Source organism: Flavobacterium sp. NRK F10, from assembly GCF_024054235.1.
Lineage (GTDB): Bacteria > Bacteroidota > Bacteroidia > Flavobacteriales > Flavobacteriaceae > Flavobacterium > Flavobacterium sediminis.
This window is the reverse complement of sequence record NZ_JAMXLC010000001.1, coordinates 2,095,550-2,112,859: the sequence shown is the minus strand read 5'-3', so window position 1 is coordinate 2,112,859 and position 17,310 is coordinate 2,095,550. Positions and strand designations below refer to the sequence as shown.

At 34.9% G+C, this 17,310-nt stretch carries 15 protein-coding genes and 1 tRNA gene; 4 read left to right on the top strand and 12 right to left on the bottom strand.

Annotation, left to right across the window (positions count from 1 at the left end; all coding sequences use genetic code 11):
- The first annotated feature begins 76 nt into the window (after window positions 1-76).
- Together NHF50_RS09620 and rpe are read left to right on the top strand one after the other, a co-directional pair.
- Window positions 77-940 carry an RNA polymerase sigma factor RpoD/SigA gene (locus tag NHF50_RS09620; protein ID WP_045967558.1) on the top strand — a complete coding sequence of 288 codons (864 nt, stop codon included), beginning with the start codon at window positions 77-79 and terminating at the stop codon, window positions 938-940.
- A 234-nt stretch (window positions 941-1,174) separates the two neighbouring features.
- Window positions 1,175-1,834 (top strand): ribulose-phosphate 3-epimerase, encoded by a 660-nt coding sequence (gene rpe / locus NHF50_RS09615; RefSeq protein WP_252776074.1) that lies wholly within the window; start codon window positions 1,175-1,177, stop codon window positions 1,832-1,834.
- A gap of 103 nt (window positions 1,835-1,937) precedes the next feature.
- Here the strand turns inward: rpe and NHF50_RS09610 are convergent, their stop codons facing one another.
- The 3 genes from NHF50_RS09610 to NHF50_RS09600 form a co-directional block, all read right to left on the bottom strand.
- Window positions 1,938-2,357 (bottom strand): CBS domain-containing protein, encoded by a 420-nt coding sequence (locus tag NHF50_RS09610; RefSeq protein ID WP_252776072.1) that lies wholly within the window; start codon window positions 2,355-2,357, stop codon window positions 1,938-1,940.
- A 108-nt stretch (window positions 2,358-2,465) separates the two neighbouring features.
- Entirely contained in the window at window positions 2,466-3,266 is an 801-nt protein-coding gene (locus tag NHF50_RS09605) for a zinc-dependent peptidase (protein WP_245896341.1), read from the bottom strand.
- A gap of 72 nt (window positions 3,267-3,338) precedes the next feature.
- A complete protein-coding gene (locus tag NHF50_RS09600) occupies window positions 3,339-3,686 on the bottom strand; it encodes a MotA/TolQ/ExbB proton channel family protein (RefSeq protein WP_252776069.1) in 348 nt (115 codons plus the stop codon).
- 212 nt (window positions 3,687-3,898) lie between these two features.
- Between NHF50_RS09600 and NHF50_RS09595 the strand changes: the two genes are divergently transcribed.
- The gene (locus NHF50_RS09595) at window positions 3,899-4,975 is read left to right on the top strand and encodes a sensor histidine kinase (protein WP_252776068.1); all 1,077 of its coding nucleotides are present in this window, start codon (window positions 3,899-3,901) and stop codon (window positions 4,973-4,975) included.
- Window positions 4,959-5,675: a LytTR family DNA-binding domain-containing protein gene (locus tag NHF50_RS09590; RefSeq protein ID WP_252776066.1), complete on the top strand. Its 717-nt coding sequence runs from the start codon at window positions 4,959-4,961 to the stop codon at window positions 5,673-5,675. The genes NHF50_RS09595 and NHF50_RS09590 overlap by 17 nt, the downstream gene beginning before the upstream one ends.
- Before the next feature lie 18 nt (window positions 5,676-5,693).
- Here NHF50_RS09590 and NHF50_RS09585 read toward each other — a convergent pair whose 3' ends face one another.
- The 9 genes from NHF50_RS09585 to ftsZ all read right to left on the bottom strand — a co-directional run bounded on the left by NHF50_RS09585 (window position 5,694) and on the right by ftsZ (window position 17,308).
- Window positions 5,694-7,511, bottom strand: coding sequence for a glycerophosphodiester phosphodiesterase family protein (locus tag NHF50_RS09585; protein WP_252776064.1), 1,818 nt, complete (start codon window positions 7,509-7,511; stop codon window positions 5,694-5,696).
- A gap of 30 nt (window positions 7,512-7,541) precedes the next feature.
- Window positions 7,542-8,792, bottom strand: a complete 1,251-nt coding sequence (locus NHF50_RS09580; RefSeq protein WP_252776063.1) for a YaiO family outer membrane beta-barrel protein — start codon at window positions 8,790-8,792, stop codon at window positions 7,542-7,544.
- 11 nt (window positions 8,793-8,803) lie between these two features.
- The gene (locus NHF50_RS09575) at window positions 8,804-11,227 is read right to left on the bottom strand and encodes a sulfatase-like hydrolase/transferase (RefSeq protein WP_252776060.1); all 2,424 of its coding nucleotides are present in this window, start codon (window positions 11,225-11,227) and stop codon (window positions 8,804-8,806) included.
- A gap of 18 nt (window positions 11,228-11,245) precedes the next feature.
- The gene (locus NHF50_RS09570; RefSeq protein ID WP_252776059.1) at window positions 11,246-12,619 is read right to left on the bottom strand and encodes a glycosyltransferase family 2 protein; all 1,374 of its coding nucleotides are present in this window, start codon (window positions 12,617-12,619) and stop codon (window positions 11,246-11,248) included.
- A gap of 73 nt (window positions 12,620-12,692) precedes the next feature.
- Window positions 12,693-13,784, bottom strand: coding sequence for a hypothetical protein (locus NHF50_RS09565; RefSeq protein WP_252776057.1), 1,092 nt, complete (start codon window positions 13,782-13,784; stop codon window positions 12,693-12,695).
- A gap of 25 nt (window positions 13,785-13,809) precedes the next feature.
- Complete coding sequence (locus NHF50_RS09560) at window positions 13,810-14,175, bottom strand: response regulator transcription factor (RefSeq protein ID WP_252776056.1); 366 nt, start codon at window positions 14,173-14,175, stop codon at window positions 13,810-13,812.
- A gap of 431 nt (window positions 14,176-14,606) precedes the next feature.
- Window positions 14,607-14,680 (bottom strand) — tRNA-Arg (locus NHF50_RS09555).
- Window positions 14,681-14,751: 71 nt separating this feature from the next.
- Window positions 14,752-15,201, bottom strand: coding sequence for a GatB/YqeY domain-containing protein (locus tag NHF50_RS09550; protein ID WP_109569460.1), 450 nt, complete (start codon window positions 15,199-15,201; stop codon window positions 14,752-14,754).
- A gap of 136 nt (window positions 15,202-15,337) precedes the next feature.
- Window positions 15,338-17,308 carry a cell division protein FtsZ gene (gene ftsZ / locus NHF50_RS09545; RefSeq protein WP_252776053.1) on the bottom strand — a complete coding sequence of 657 codons (1,971 nt, stop codon included), beginning with the start codon at window positions 17,306-17,308 and terminating at the stop codon, window positions 15,338-15,340.
- Window positions 17,309-17,310: the final 2 nt, after the last annotated feature.

Below are 17,310 nucleotides of genomic sequence, written 5' to 3'. Positions count from 1 at the left end.
ATAAAAAAAAATTGTAACTTTTTTGAAACTCATTACGTATAAGTACTGAACTTAAAAGAACTAAGGAGAGAAATAAATGAGACAGCTCAAAATTACGAAGCAGGTTACAAACCGTGAGACTGCTTCTTTAGACAAATACCTTCAAGAGATTGGTAAAGTTGATCTTATTACTGCTGATGAAGAAGTAGAATTAGCACAAAGAATCAAAGCCGGTGACCAAAGAGCATTGGAAAAATTGACTAAAGCTAATTTACGTTTCGTAGTATCGGTTGCAAAACAATATCAAAATCAAGGACTTACACTACCCGATTTAATTAATGAAGGTAACTTAGGCTTGATTAAAGCAGCACAACGTTTTGATGAAACCCGTGGTTTTAAATTCATTTCCTATGCTGTTTGGTGGATTCGTCAATCTATCTTACAAGCTTTGGCTGAACAGTCACGTATTGTACGTTTGCCACTGAATAAAATCGGTTCCATCAACAAGATCAACAAAATGTATGCTTTATTGGAGCAATCCAGTGAGCGTGCCCCTTCTGCTGAAGAGATTGCAAAAGAGTTGGACATGACAGTAAATGACGTTAAAGAGTCTATGAAAAATTCAGGACGTCACTTATCCATGGATGCCCCGCTTGTAGAAGGTGAAGATTCGAACTTATACGATGTCTTACGTTCCGGAGAATCTCCGAACCCTGACAGAGAATTGATACACGAATCTTTGCAGACTGAAATCGAAAGAGCTTTGGAAACACTGACTCCGAGAGAAGCTGATGTAGTTCGCTTATACTTCGGTTTAGGAGATCAACATCCGATGACTTTGGAAGAGATCGGTGAAACTTTTGATTTAACTCGTGAGCGTGTTCGCCAGATCAAAGAAAAAGCGATCAGACGATTAAAACACACTTCAAGAAGTAAAATTTTGAAAACATATTTAGGCTAAGCCTATTAAACGCAACAACAGTTTAATAACTGTTCGTTTTTTGATTGATGATTGAAACCTCGGCTGATTACCGGGGTTTTGTTTTTGTAATAAACTTCTAGATTCAAAATTCTAAGTTGAATATTCAAAACTCAAAATATAAAATCTTAATTTGTACATTTGCAAAAATATTGAACATTAGCAATGCTAATTTGCAAATGTTCAAATTTATAAACGACACAACAACACAACAAAATGAAAAATACTTTAATTGCTCCTTCTGTTTTAGCAGCTGATTTTGCCAACCTTCAACGCGATATTGAAATGATCAACCAAAGTGAAGCAGACTGGTTTCACATTGACATCATGGATGGTGTTTTCGTTCCGAATATTTCTTTCGGTATGCCGGTATTAGATGCCATCAGTAAACATGCTAAAAAAACAATTGATGTACACCTGATGATCGTAGATCCTGATCGTTACATCACTACTTTTAAAAAATTGGGGGCTAATATCCTTACTGTTCACTACGAAGCCTGCACTCACCTGCACCGTACATTACAAGCTATAAAAGCAGAAGGAATGAAAGCCGGAGTAGCTATTAACCCTCATACTAATATCATACTATTAGAAGATGTTATCCAAGACATCGATCTTGTATGTTTAATGAGTGTTAATCCGGGATTTGGCGGACAATCTTTTATAGAGAACACTTATGCCAAAGTAAAAAAACTGAAAGAACTGATCGCTCTGAAAAACGCTCCGACTTTAATTGAGATCGACGGAGGAGTAACTAATAAAAATGCGAAGGCTCTTGTAGATGCCGGAGCCGATGTTTTAGTTGCCGGAAGTTATGTTTTCGGGGCTCAGGATCCGGTTGCCACCATCGCCGATTTAAAAGTCATTACGCGATAAAAATTCAATTTAAAATATCACTTCGATCAAAGAGAGAAGTCTCATAATTTTATAAGATTTCTCTCTTTGGTCAAGATAATAAACTATCTGATCTATTTGGATTCTAATATTGACTTATCAAATATTTGATCAGATCTGTTGTTGTCAGAATTCCTACAAGCAGATTCCCTTCGCAAACAGGAAGCGCGTGAAATTCTTTATTTGCTAAAACCTCAGCTGCTTCTTTGATCGTTGTTTCCGGTGAAATAGAAACCAAATTTTTGGCCATAACCTGCTCTACTGTAAACATATTATACACTGTGGTATCTACTACTTCATCATTATCATCAACGGCATCAGCAAACGAGATACGCAACAAATCCGTATAACTTAACATTCCTAAAATCTTGTTGCCGCTTACAACCGGAATATGGCGAATATGGTGCTTCTTAAAAAGGCTCTCTGCTTTGGTCAGATCATCGGTAATATTCAACTTAACTACATTTGTTGTCATTATAGTTGAAACTGGAACACGTTGTTTCATAAGGCTTAATTTTTGATTACTATTCAAAATTACATATAAAACAACAATAATCCGAGGCACTAAATCATTGGAAATTACTATTTTTTTTCGTATCTTAACAGTTAGTTTTTATCTTATTTCTTTGAAATTGATCATTGTTTTGACCAACTCGTATAATTGCGGGAATTCAGCCTGAAATCGATCCGGAGTTTCAAAAAAGTGTTCTAATACAACTGCTATAAACTCGAATTCATTAGTATAGGCATAAATACGGAAATAATCAGATTCGACCATTCTTTTATGGTTTGCAGGATATCTGATCTGTTCAATGATCTCATCGTAAGTTGCTGAAAAGATCGTAGAAGAAGTATCTGTACTTTTTAAACCCTGGTAGTGCAATACGTGACCGAATTCGTGTAGTCCTAAATTCAGATTATCATTGGATATCTGATAGCCTTCTAAAAAATCTTTCCATGAAAAAACAATAGCATTCATTGCCGGGTTGAACTCTCCCTTGTGGTAATTATCATTGATTGTAGAATAATAGATATCCGGATAAACTATGATCTTATCAATCACATCAAATAAATAACGTCGCATTCCGAAAGTCAGCATAATGGCTGTTGCTGCAATGAGCACCTGTATCTCATCTGTAATCTCTAAACCGTCTTTTCCGTAAAACGGGTATTGCTTTATAAATTTTGCCACTCTGTGTTCAAAATAGCGTTTTTGCTTAACCGGCAACTTAGCGTAAAATTCAAATCGGTTGTTTAGCACTTCTAATTGCTGAAGCGATAATTTTTTCGGAAAAGGATAGAAATGCACATAAATAGGTTTCCTGAATAAAAAGGCATAAACAGGCTCTACGACTACGTGGTAGGCAAAAAAAAGTGTAAAAGCAAGTCCTGCAAGAATTAAAAAATATACCAAAAAAATAAGCGAGATTAGATAGAATTGCTAAGATATAAAATTACACTAAGAACTCGCTTATTTAATACCCTTCTATTTCTCCAATAATGTCAAAACAACTATCCCTGTTCTCCCGATCAAAAAGGCAAACATGCCGAAAACAGAGGGCAGGAAAGAGACTTTTAAACCACCTGCTAAAATTTCAGCAGTAACACTGCCTGTTTTTTGGATAAATTCAAAAGCACTTATTAAACCGATCGATTGCCCTAAAATTCCCCAGACCAGTACAAACAAGCTGATGGATGCAATTAAGTTTTTTGTTTTAGTGTTGTCTGATTTTTTCAACACTCCTTTCACCACCAATAATAAAATCACAATTAGCAGTAAAACAATAGGAACCATAAAAAAAGGTCCGCCCTCATAAATTTTTTCTAAAATCATTTTCATATTTTTTTGTTATTAATATGGTTCAAAATTAGTCTACTGCTCTTTTGTATTTTCTATTTTGCGACTAACTCCTCCTATTAAGCTTTAAAGAGCCAAATTTACATTGCTATCCGCAATTATTTCTATTAAAAAGCTAAAACAAGCTCTAAACAGGTCATTCGTCGCAAAAGTTTTAAAAAAAACAAGAATTTAATTAAATTGGCTACATGAATTCTAAAGCTTTAAACACCACCAGATCATTTTTCCTTCATTTCATATTTTGGGTCGGAGTTTGGGTGTTTTACATTTATTTTTTCAGCTATAATTCAAATGATACCAACTACATCACTTGGTTTTCCGGCTTACTGCTTCCTGTTACTATTATTGCTACGTACCTTACAAATTTTATTCTGATCCCTAAATTCCTGTTGACTAAAAGATATTTTAAATTTAGTCTATATACGTTATATTCACTCATTTTATCAGCTTATTTGATCCTCATGGCCATATTCGGCGGTTATATTTTTGTAACTGATCTGAATATTACCAAAATACCTCCAATGGGCAGAAACTTTATTTTTATCTTTATTCTAGTCTATCTGGTCGTAGGCCTTTTCAGTTTTATCACGATTTTAAAACACAATTTGCAAGATAAGACCCAACTTAAAATTTTAGAAAATAAAATTTTAGAGACAACTCTTCAAATTAAGGAACAGGAACTCGATTATTTAAAGAAGCAGATCCACCCTCACTTCTTGTTCAACACCTTAAATACCATTTATGCTTTTGCCTTAAAAAAATCGGAATATACTCCGGAACTGATCTTAAAACTCTCTAATCTTTTAGATTATATTTTGTACCAAATTCAGAAACCAAAAGTATTTTTAACTGATGAAATAGAACATTTAAAAGAATATATTGACTTAGAAAAAATTCGCTTTCAAGATAGGCTTGACATACAGGTTCATTTAAAAAACATTCCGGACGATTTAGCAATTCCGCCTATGCTGCTGATCCCATTTGTTGAAAATGCGTTCAAACATGGTAGCATTCTGAACGGGAAGCTTACCATACTGGTCTCTTTAGAATACAGGAACAACAAAACATTATACTTTACAATCCGGAACAGTACTTTAGAAAGTCCTGAATCTGATACAGGAGGTATTGGCCTAAAAAACATAGCAAAAAGACTAGACTTATTGTTTCCGGACAATTATACTTTTAAAAGGGTGGTTTCTGACGATTGGTATTTTATAGAATTAACACTGCTTAATAAAACTGAGGAAAATGGAGAAATATTATAATTGTTTGATTGTAGATGATGAGGTTTCTGCCCGGGAAATCATAGCTTCTTATCTCTCAAAGATCGGGAACTTTAAAGTTTGCGGAATTTGTGAGAATGCCATTGAAGCTTTTACCGTTATTAATAACGAAACTGTAGACTTGATCTTCTTAGACATTAATATGCCTGACATTTCCGGATTGTCTTTCGCCAGATCCATCAATAAAAACATCAAAATAATCTTTACAACAGCTTACAGGGAATATGCTATTGATGGTTTTGATCTGCAAGCTGTCGACTATCTTTTAAAGCCGATCTCTTTTGAACGTTTTATAAAAGCAACGAACAAATTTTTAGGTGAAAACAGCATTCCGGAAAGTACTCCTAAAAAAGAGATTGAAACGGATAAGAATGATTTTTTATTTGTACGCTCAGACAGAAAGATGATAAAGGTTGATTTTAATGAGATCCTTATTATAGAAAGCCTAAGTGATTATATTAAGATCATAACGCAGAAAAAAACGATTATAACACGAGAAACGATCTCAAATATTGAAGCAAAACTTCCGCAGGAAAGTTTTCTACGTGTTCATCGTTCTTTTATCATTTCAATTGATAAAATAGACTCTTTTACTAACGAGTGTATTGAGATCAACAAAACAGCCATTCCGATAAGCAGAAGTTATAAGAAAAATGTTTTATCTGTTTTAGAGCGGTTTTAAAATAAAACGAACTGATCTCTAAGGAATATTCTGTATCGTCCAATTTGTTGATGATCCGTCAGCAGCAATTACCTTAAACGTCACAGACCCGTTTCTCTCTTTAAAGTTGAACCATCCGGATGTCGGAATATCTGTTTTGGCACCATAACTCAACTGTAAATTATAAGCCACTTTAAAATTGTTACCAGTGCTTTTTTGCTTTATAAAAATAGTTTGCTGTTCCCAATCGATCATTTCGGTTTCCAGACTGTCAATGCCCGTTGAAAAAAGTTTCTTATTATTTACAGGTATTCCATTGGGACTTACTCCTCCAAGTAAAGATACTTCTGCTTCGCTCATTGCATAATTACGCAACTGCAAAGCATTAATATAAACCGCTGCAGTTTCATTATCATTATCTGAAAAAAGTAAGAAACCGTGTTTACCATGGTAAGCCATATTGTTGAAAACAGGCCATCTTTTCAAACCTAAGGGAGCCTCTGTTTCGCCGATAAACGCTTCATCAAGGTATTTCCTTATTGCGTTCCCGTCAAGTACAAATACCAACCTATGCCATGTGTCAAAATCAAAATTTCCATGATAGCTGTCAAGAGTTCCTAATTGTCCGTCCGGATTAATAAAAAAATCGGCATCACCCAAATTATCCGGATTTGTTTGCAACAATGAGATATATCTTCCTTTATTAGCTGAGGACACATAAAGATCAACTATAACCGAGTAGGAAGCATCTAAGGCGCCATAATCCTCCATCATAAAGTTATCGTATACAAACAAACCATTATGAGGGTTATAAGCCGGAATTTTGGCCACTGTCACATCCATACCACTAACAGGAGCAATACCAAAATAACTTGTTGTTCCAAACTCCACCGACTGCAACAGTGTACTATCTTTCTGAAAATTTTTCAATCGGGAACCCACACCATTACTTTCAAAATCGGCTTTTTTAAAATTCCAATTACCTGTTGTCTCTTTTTTCGGATAATCAGAAACAGGATTGTATCCGCATACGGCAAGTTGGGCTACATAAGGTCTATCCGTTTCCACTCCATCAAACCCCATATTCGCATATTCTTTAATCTTTTCTTCATTATTAACCGTATATACCCATACTTTTGCCCCTGAGTCATGAGCCATATCAATGAAAGTGCTAACCCAGTCACTGCCTTTTAACACATCATCTTCCGCTAATTCGAAGACTTTGCAACCAAGCTGTACTTTTGATTTATACCAATCCACATCCTCAGGATTTTCCGGCATTCCACCAAACCATACCCATGGGGAATCAGGGCAACTGTCTTTAAATTCATTCAAAGCAGCTATTGTTGTTATTGCCGGCATCATTCTTATAGGGTCAGCACCTGACTCCAAGAGTACTTGTTTTAACATCGAGCCACTAAAGTTTTTTACATCCAGATATAGACAAGCATCATATTTTTGTGCCAACTTCAAAGCATCTACTAAAAGGGGAAACGAAGTTCCCTCAAAATAACTTTCTTTCCATTTTCCGGTTTCAAGTGCCATGAGTGTTGCATAAGAATTGTCGGAAACAGCTCCCGTACCATCCGTTGTTCTGGAAATAGTATGGGGATCGTGACTTAAAACATATATACCATCCTTACTTATCGCTACATCTACCTCACAGTATTTTATTCCTCTTTTAAAGGCTTCTTCAATGGCAAGCAAAGTATCTTCCGGGTAAAACTCCGAATATCCTCTGTGAGCAACAGCTGTAAAGCCACAATCTGAAAAATCAACAGGACTTTGGGTCTTCTGTGAAAAAGAATTTAAAAAAAATAAGACAAATACAAAAACACTTGAATTTCTGATTATCATAATCCTTTAGTTTAAAATTGATCTATACACTTACCTGAAACTCAAATACCAAGTAAGTCCAACGTTGTATACCCAAAAATAAGAACCGGGGTTAAAAATCATTTCCTGATGAGCAACACCTGTTTGAAAGCCCCATATATTTTTGTTGTTCTTGGACGAAAAATAATATTCCAGTCTCAATTTCTGTGACTTAAGATTTATTATGGTTTCTTCATTTCCTTGGGATTGAAACTGGTATATTTCAGGAGAGAACCCCATTCCGATTTCAACTCCAAAATAATTATAGGCATTTTTTCTATACTTTCTATACGTAAAGAAACCTGACTTGCTTGTACCTCGATCATTAGGTGTAAGATAAGCCCGGAATTGCAAATAGTCATTTCCGGTATACCAGCCTAAAGACCCTGTATAAACCGTTGTTGTAGTATTATATTTCAACACCCTGACTCCTAAGGAAGCATCTAAACTTAAAGGCAGTGATTTGTATAGCTCTGCACCATACCTTACATCCGGATATAAAGAAGAATTTGATACCCCGAAATTCAGATAGCCGTACATCCCTTTTGTGATCTTCGGATACATGTCAACCTCATATTGGGTTCCGGTGTTCTGAAACCTATGGCTCATATTAACCTTTGCGGTTATGCTTCCCAGTTTGGTTTTTCTCCTCCAACCTACAGAATAATACTGCATGGGGTCAAAAACCTTTGAATATATATCTACATAAGAGCGTACAATTATGTCATTTTTGCGCAAATCCCTTAAAATACTGGCTTTAAGCGCTAATGCCTCTTCATTATCAGGATCCTTTTCCAAAACGGGTTCCAATGTTGCCAATGCCTCTTTATTGTTTTTTAATTCTGCTTCTGCTTTTGCTTTTAAGAAGAGTATCTTATCATTGTTCGGAAGGTGTTTCAAAGCTCTATCTGCCATTTCTAAAGCCTTAAATGGTGAATTGCTGTAGAATTCATTCTTAATAGCAGCTTCCCAAACTTCAAATTCTCTCGGGGCATATTTTATTAGCTCTTTAAATTCATCCCGTGCCAAATCATACTTTCCGTCCCAAGAATATGTTTTTGCCAATAAAGTTCTGGCTTGAACATCATAAGGATTCTCCTCTAAAAGCAACTGTAATACTTCTTGAGACTGCTGTCTTTTACCATTAAAAGCCAACTCTCTGGCTTCTTCAAAAGTTCTTTTTTGATTTTCCTCTCCTCCCTTTTGCTGAGCAAAAGAGTTTAAGTTCAATACAATCATTAAAAAATATAAAAAATTTTTCACTATAAAAATGTCTATTTTAAAGTCTCTTTAAATGTTAAATATTCCTCTCTTTCCGGATAGTGCTCTATAATGCTATCCATTATTTTATTTGCCTTATCAAAAGAACCCGTTCTTGCATACTCCTTAGCCATTTCAAAACTAATCTGCGGATCATTTGCACCATTCCTCAATGCTTTTTTTAGTATCTCCTTTAATTTATATTCTTGTTTTGACCAATGATATACATCTATCAATGCTATATAACTATCATAATGTCGGGGTACTCCTTTGATAACTTTCAACAACTCTACCTCAGCCCCTGAGTAGTCGCCTTTCCACGCCAACACCCGCCCCTTTAAAGCACGACAATCTGAATGGTTTGGCTTTGCATCCAAAATATAATCGCAAAGTAATAAGGCATCATCATATTCCTTGGTAAAAGCCTTCTCTCTTGCCAGTTGAAAAGCCTGTTCAAAATCCATCCCTTTTGTCATTCTTTCTACCTTTTCTTGTTGTTCCTGAGAAAATTTCTTTCTCGATTTAACGTAAATACGAACCAAAGAATCCGGAAAGATCTTGTTCTCTCTGGTAAGGTAATTGTTCAATTGTTTAAATGCTGTTAAGGAATCTAAAACAGGCTTAAGGAGTTTTCTATTATTCTCCTTGTGTACGTTAAAATCTTTGTCCATCTTATATAGTTCGCCCTCAGAATACAAATAATCATTGTATATGTAATCTTCTATATTTCCTTTATAACGCATCAAAGGAATTTTATGTACATTTCTGAAATCTGCCACAGTATCAAGTCCATCACTCATCCAAGCTATTTTTTCAGGTTTGTTGAACTCGTAATTATTGGTCAGAAATGTTAACAGACTAGGTGCGATATCCCAATGAGATGAAACAGACTTAAATGTTTTTGATGTTTTCAGCATTGGGCTAAAAATAAATAATGGTACGTGATACCTACACAGATTATCTTTTTGTGTAACCGGAATAAGTCTGTGGTCTCCGGTAATGATAAATACAGTATTATTGTAATCCTTTCGCTTGGCATAAGCAAGCATGAAATCTTTTATAGAATTATCTGTATAAACTAAACTCGCAAAAATATCTTTATTTGCAAGTACCTCTTTCTTAATGCCCGCAAATTTTAGATCAGATGACAAGATACTGTCAATCTTCACTTTATACGCTTCCTTTGACGGAAAAATAAAAGGTTCATGATTCGTAAGCGTCATAATAATATCCAGTCTGGGATCTGGCTTAGAATTTATGGATGCTAAGGCTTTCTTAAATATAAGTTCATCCGGATATCCCCAAGAAAATCCTCTTGAATCCTGTTCCGTCTTAGCATACTCTAAACCATAGCCATCTTCATCAACCACATGGTCTATATTATTATATTCTAAAAAATTTATTTTTTTATCAAAAGCCGATTTATCTCCGCAGTAATAAGACGTTGTATAACCATTTTGTTTTAACACACTGATCAGAGATAAGTGATTCGGTGTATCAGTAAGTTCTAAGAAGCCTTCGTGCCCATACGGTAATGATCCCAGCAAAGAAGGAACTACTCCAAATGTACGACCTGTATTGCTTACAAAATTTTCCCAGTACAACGATTTTGAGGTCAATGAATCTAAATATGGTGTAAAGCCATGGTAAGTACCATTTCCTACAAAATCACCTCCTAATCCTTCTACAATGATGATCACTACATTAGGTTTCTCTCCATTTTTGATGCTAAAAAACGGAGTAAGTACATCTTTTGACTGACTAAACGGTCTTAACAAAGGATATTCCTTTCCTTTGAAGGCTTCAGTATCCAATTTACGCTTCTCCTTTTGGGAGTGAATAATGTCGCTGATTAAAAAGACTAATTTGTTTTGATATTTTATTTCTGGAGTAAGATCAGATGTCATCTTCAACAAACCTAACAGTAACATTAAAAACAACATCCCTGCAATTAAATTAATATTACTTAGGTATTTAGCAATTATTCCGTACGAAAACAAGAATAGAAGCGGGAAGATCACAAACGGGATAAAATATCCTATTGAAAAAGTTTCAGATACGGTTACGGTATGAGTTATATCATTAAAAGAATACCCTAAAAAATCTGCACCCAAGTTCAATAAGGTAGAAATACTATATTTTACCAAAGCAAACTGAACAATTACCACAACCACAAACAGTACTTTAACAACCTTAATGCTGTTCTTTTTAGTTAATAACCTCAAAACCGAATATAAAGGAAACAGCAAAAGACCTATTAATAACCCTGCCCAAAAATCATTTGTGATTTTTAACAGATAAACCAAGGCAAAGCTGTCATTCATAGATTTTATCATGACAAGCTCAAAAAGGCTCATCAGGCAAAAAAGGAATATCAAAGCCAAAGTCAAGTTAGCAAAACTACGAATGTCATTATTATTTTGTGAACTAGTCTTCATTGATTTAAGATTTTCTTTTTATGCATGTTCATTGGTCAATCCTTTTCGCTTCATGTTGCCCCATTTTTTTTCTTTGCTGAAATAATAGATAAAATTTCCTTTAATGGCTGCATAAAGCACAAGTGGATGTAAGATAAAAGGTTCCAGAAAACACATCAAAATAAGTTTTCGACCGTATCCTTTTTTTAAGTACTGCCCAAAGGTCAATTCCTCTGCATATAGGGTAACCAATGAAAAAATAACGGAAAACAAATAGAACAAAACGAAGAGTGCTATGGCATAATCCCATCTGACTCCTCTGAATATCAACAGCATGGAAAAATAGATGATTCCCACCACTTCGATAATAGGAGCCAAACGTTCAAAAATAAACCAATACGGCATACTTATCATACCCAAAAATCCATACTTTCTGTTAAGTCCTAGTTTTCTATGCTTTTTTAACGTTTCTATGGTGCCTCGGGTCCAACGATTTCGCTGGGAAACAAAAACTTTACGATCATCAGGTACTTCAGTCCAGCACAGCGGATCCGGAATATAATATACTTTATATGCTTCTCTTTTATCTTCCATATAACGTCTCATACGGACAACCAGTTCCATATCTTCACCGACAGTTTCCCTATCGTACCCTCCGACTTCAATGACGGTTTTTCTATCAAAAAGTCCGAAAGCTCCGGAAATTACCAAGAGACCATTAAGTCGGCTCCATGCCATACGTCCTAATAAAAAAGCTCTTAGATATTCTATAATCTGTGCACGCACTAACATACTCTTGGGCAAATTAACTTCAAGCAACCTACCATCCTTTATGGTACAGGCATTTGCTAAACGTATAACACCTCCTGAGGCAATAACACTTTTTTTGGTTTCCTCCAAGAAAGGCTTCACCATTCTTTGAAGTGCATCTTCTACCAATAAACAGTCAACATCAATACTTACCACATATTTACTTCTGCTGATATTGAATCCCATATTTAGGGCATCTGACTTGCCTCCGTTTTCTTTATCAACAACAGTTAGTTTTTCAAAGGCAGGATTCTTTGATCTGAAAACACCTTTTCGCAGAGGTTCTGTTTTAAGTTGCTCGCTTAATATATAATCATCAACCCGCTCCAGATCATAAACTTTAATAAGCTCCTCCAAAGTATCATCATCACTTCCGTCGTTTACCACAACAATATCATAATTAACGTAATGAAGCGACATTAACGACCGGGTACTTTCAATAATATTGAGGCTCTCATTATAAGCCGGTGCTACAATAGTTATTGTCGGAGATACTGAAGATGACGGTATGTCTTTATAATTAACAAAATGATTCTTTCTTAAATATTCTTTGGTTTCACTTCTTGAGATAAATCCCAAAACAACATACGATATTGTAATCAATATTGTAAAACCAAAGAAAATATAATTACATATCTCAAATATTATATGAATTACTGTCATTACTTTTTTGTTATTACTTCTTTGACTTTAAGGCAACAGGAAAAAACTGTGCTGATTGCAAATAACCCGAGTTTTCTATAGTTAATGGACTGTTGGTCGCTATTATTTTTTGTGCTAAAAAGTGTAGCTCTGTATTTTCATTCTGCAAATTCTCTTTAGCAAGTAAAATATCTTCCGGTGTTGCTTCTTTTTCTAACAATTCCAGGAAGTATATCTTTTCTTCAAGGGGTAAAGCATTAAATTTCGGTCTGATCCTTTCTTTAGCCTCGTTACCAAATAAATTAACCAATACCGTAATAGTGTATGTTCTTATATTCACATTTTCATGATCCAAAAGTTCAAACAAGTCGTCCTTAACTTCTGAACGTTTATATATCCGGGCTAATTTGAGTGCGAATAAGACTACTGTATCATTTTTTGACTGTAACCATGAATGCAAATTTTCCATTTCCCGATCGTCAAACTTCCTGAGGTTCTCAAGTAACTGAATCTGTATCCATTCCGAAAGTCCTTCGGTCAACTCATCTAAAAAGAATAATCCTTTAAATCCAAACAAAGATATCAGATACAGATGTGCTTTTCTTCTAACTTCTTCTCTTTCATGGTTTATATATCGTTTGGCGTAATTCTTAGTTTCGTCACTATCAATTTTAAACCTCATTAATTCTACCAGAGCTCCGGCTATAACATCCCATTTATTAGTTGTTTTTAAGTCTTCAATAGCCAATTGCTCAAGACCTGATTCTCTATATATCTTTTTTACCAATCCCTCTTTTTCTCCGGAAACCTGTTCCATAATGCCAAACAAACCTGAAACGAGTACTTTACGCCTGAACTTCTTTGAAATTTGCTCGTTAAACTTAATAAGTATCGCTTCCCTTTCTTCCGGATCGGTTGCAACTATGTATTTAAACAATAAGTCTTCAAAAAAACGCTTGTATATAATACGTTCTTTGTTTTTATTTCTTAATGAACTTCTTATAAAACCTATATATGAGATCAGAATGAAAATATATAAAGTAAAAAAAACTATTAATAACCAAACCACTTGTATCAATAAAGGAAGTTGGTAATAGTAGTCTTTTAAATATTGTATTATTCCCATTGCTATTGCTGAGTACTATATTCTTTTAATTTAGAAATTGTTTTATCCGTACAACAAGACTATCCGGATCAAAAGGTTTTTTCATAAAGTCATTAGCCCCTACACCCTTAACTTTATGAACCATCTCTTCTTGCCCTGATGCAGAAAAGACAATAATCGGCATACCCATATCCAGCTTCCCCCTAACGTAACTAACAACCTCCAGACCATTCACATAAGGCAACATAACATCTAATAGTACAATATCCGGATTCTCTGATTCTATCAATCTTTTAGCTTCTTTTCCGTCACCTGCCAAAAACATAGAATAACCTTCTTTTTCTAACACAAATTTCAGTATCATTGAAAATACTGCATTGTCCTCTACTAAAACTATTTTCTTTTTATCCATAATCCCTCTTCTTTAAGTTGATTTAGAACTACATATACACGGGACAAACATATATAATAAAACAAAGTTGCTTTGTGGACAAAAATTGTTTACCTGTAGTTTTTTATCCACATATTAAATAATATCTTTCAAAAAATAAAATAGATAAATTTTATTACAAATTAGTAAAGTTTCCTATTTCAATTTATAAACATACCCACAAGAACTCAAAAAATGATAAAGAAGTCAATCTTATCGGCACTATCCTAAAGAAACAATTGAACAGGAAAAATTATGACACATAAGTTTAATGCTTTCGGAATATAATTATTTAACACAGAAAAATATCGGAATTCAAAACTGAATACAGCTGTGGTAAAATCTATAATAAACAGTAAGGAGTGGACATAAAAAACGGGACAAATTCAAAGTAGTGAACTTGTCCCGTGAAGTGACCCCGGAGGGATTCGAACCCCCAACCCTCAGAGCCGAAATCTGATATTCTATCCAGTTGAACTACGGAGCCATTTTTAAGAAAAGAAGAAAGAAAAAAGACATTTCCTTTCCTTTATACCTTTTCTTATTCTTATATTTTTTTTAAGCTAAAAGCTTTTTAACGATCGTTGAAATTGTTTTCCCATCAGCTTGACCGGCTAATTGCTTAGATGCCATTCCCATTACTTGTCCCATGGCTGCCATCCCTGAAAAACCACCTTCAGCAATGATCTTTGAAACTGCTGCTTCAATTTCTGCTTCTGATAATTGAGCCGGTAAAAACTTTTCAATAACTGCTACCTGAGCCAACTCCGGTTCAGCTAAATCTGCTCTTCCCTGTTCTGTATAGATCGTAGCACTGTCTTTACGTTGCTTAACTAATTTCTGCAATAATTTTATTTCATCATCCGCTGCCAATTCTTCTTTTGCACCGGATTCCGTTTTGGCTAAAATGATCCCTGATTTTATGGCTCTTAAAGCTTCCAAAGCAACTGTATCTTTTGCTTTCATCGCTTCTTTCATCTGATCCATAATTTGTTTTTCTAAACTCATATTTCTCGTTTTATACTAAACTTAAAAACTTTCTTTTTCAAAGACGGATTACATCTTCTTTTAATTATTCCTGCAAAAGTAATAAAAAAACCCGAAAAAAATCGGGTTTTCAGTGAGTAGGCAGGGAGTTTATGGATTAGTCTACATTATCATGTAGAAATGAATTATTTGAACGTAATTGTAAATCATCGTTACTATCTGTCCCTAAGGACATTCTCGATGTATTATTCGTTTGCGGAGTTGATGTTACATCTATTCCCATACGTTTGTACGCCGGTTCATTTTCAATTTTATCAATATTAGCAGCGCTATTATTAAATTTATAATTGAACTCTTTCATTTTTCTTTTTCGCTCTTCTGCTCTTGCTTTTAATGTTTCTTCTATTGACATTTCAAAAGGAGATACATTATCCAGTTCTTCACTATTTTTAAATTCAGTGGTTTTTTGTTTCACACTGAAATTCAATGACTCATCAATCGGTTCTTCTGCTTTTGCAGCCGGCTTTGCTATTACTTTTTCCTCTTCTTCTTTTTCTTCAAAATCTTCTAATGAATATTTGACCACTCCGCTTTGAGTCACCTCTGTTACCGGAACTACATTGATAGGATCTTTGACTTCCATTTGTTTGGTTTCCTCAGAAACATCAAAGATTGTCTTCTGTACAGCTTTAGGTTCTTCAAACAGATCGAATGAATAATTAAATTCTTTATTCGCTACCACAAATTCAGGTTCAACCACTTCTATATCTTTAACTTCAGAAGTAATGATTTCAAAATTTTGCGAGATATTTGTATTTGCTTTTGGCGAAACAATCTCAAATTCCACATTCATATTCTTGATAGCGTCTGTTGTAGCCACTAAATCCATTTGCGGTTTTTCCTTGATCTCAAAAGATAAAGGCTTCTCAGCAGTTTCTTCATCAAGTGAAAAAATAATTTTCTCTTCTTTAACCTGATCTGCCACCGGATTAATAATATCCTGTTTAGGCTCTTCCGGTTTTACTTCATTCTGAATCGGTGCAGAATATGAAGCTGTTGCATTCTTTTGACTTAAATCGTGAACAATCTTTTGTTCATCCTCTAAAGAATGGATAATTTTTTTAGGCTCCGAATTAACAATTTCTGCTTGTTGCTCGATATTAAAACCTGTAGCAATAACCGTTACTGCAATGGCTTCTCCTAAAGTTTCGTCTTCACCAACCCCCATGATAATATTAGCATTGAAGCCGGCTTCGGTCTGAATATGATCGTTGATCTCTCCGATCTCATCCAATGTGATTTCGGAAGTACCGGAAACAATTAATAACAATACATTTTTAGCACCATTAATTTTATTGTCATTTAACAACGGAGAATCTAAAGCACTAACGATGGCCTGTTTCGCACGATCAACACCTTCTGCTACTGATGAACCCATAATAGCAGTTCCGCTATTTGCCAATACAGTCTTAGCATCGCGTAAATCGATATTTTGTGTATAGTGATGGGTAATAACCTCTGCAATACCTTTTGCAGCAGTTGCTAAAACCTCATCTGCTTTGGAGAACCCTGCTTTAAACCCTAAATTTCCGTAAACTTCTCTTAATTTATTATTGTTGATAACAATCAAAGAGTCTACCTGCTTGCGCAATCTCTCGACTCCGTTCATTGCCTGTTCTGAACGGATCTTCCCTTCAAACTGGAATGGGATCGTCACAATACCAACCGTTAAAATATCTCTTTCTTTTGCTAACTGAGCAATTACAGGGGCAGCACCAGTACCTGTACCCCCTCCCATTCCTGCTGTAATAAAGAGCATTTTTGTGTTTGTATCTAACATTTTTTCTATTTCTGCGATACTTTCAATAGCGGATTGCTGTCCTACTTCAGGATTAGCACCTGCTCCAAGTCCTTCGGTCAGGCTAACTCCTAACTGGATCTTATTAGGTACAGAGCTATTTTGTAAAGCTTGAGAATCGGTATTACAAACAACGAAATCAACACCTTTGATTCCTTGTTGAAACATGTGGTTAATTGCATTACTACCACCTCCTCCTACTCCAATAACTTTGATAACGTTTGATTGGTTTTTGGGTAAATCGAAAGAAATACTTGTAAATTCTGACATAA

What these genes read in the sequence shown, in the direction of transcription:
- NHF50_RS09585 (WP_252776064.1), bottom strand. Translation starts at nt 7,511, where the DNA reads ATGATAATCAGAAATTCAAGTGTTTTTGTATTTGTCTTATTTTTTTTA.
- NHF50_RS09620 (WP_045967558.1), top strand. Translation starts at nt 77, where the DNA reads ATGAGACAGCTCAAAATTACGAAGCAGGTTACAAACCGTGAGACTGCT.
- NHF50_RS09610 (WP_252776072.1), bottom strand. Translation starts at nt 2,357, where the DNA reads ATGAAACAACGTGTTCCAGTTTCAACTATAATGACAACAAATGTAGTT.
- NHF50_RS09600 (WP_252776069.1), bottom strand. Translation starts at nt 3,686, where the DNA reads ATGATTTTAGAAAAAATTTATGAGGGCGGACCTTTTTTTATGGTTCCT.
- NHF50_RS09550 (WP_109569460.1), bottom strand. Translation starts at nt 15,201, where the DNA reads ATGAGTTTAGAAAAACAAATTATGGATCAGATGAAAGAAGCGATGAAA.
- NHF50_RS09595 (WP_252776068.1), top strand. Translation starts at nt 3,899, where the DNA reads ATGAATTCTAAAGCTTTAAACACCACCAGATCATTTTTCCTTCATTTC.
- rpe (WP_252776074.1), top strand. Translation starts at nt 1,175, where the DNA reads ATGAAAAATACTTTAATTGCTCCTTCTGTTTTAGCAGCTGATTTTGCC.
- NHF50_RS09590 (WP_252776066.1), top strand. Translation starts at nt 4,959, where the DNA reads ATGGAGAAATATTATAATTGTTTGATTGTAGATGATGAGGTTTCTGCC.
- NHF50_RS09565 (WP_252776057.1), bottom strand. Translation starts at nt 13,784, where the DNA reads ATGGGAATAATACAATATTTAAAAGACTACTATTACCAACTTCCTTTA.
- ftsZ (WP_252776053.1), bottom strand. Translation starts at nt 17,308, where the DNA reads ATGTCAGAATTTACAAGTATTTCTTTCGATTTACCCAAAAACCAATCA.
- NHF50_RS09560 (WP_252776056.1), bottom strand. Translation starts at nt 14,175, where the DNA reads ATGGATAAAAAGAAAATAGTTTTAGTAGAGGACAATGCAGTATTTTCA.
- NHF50_RS09575 (WP_252776060.1), bottom strand. Translation starts at nt 11,227, where the DNA reads ATGAAGACTAGTTCACAAAATAATAATGACATTCGTAGTTTTGCTAAC.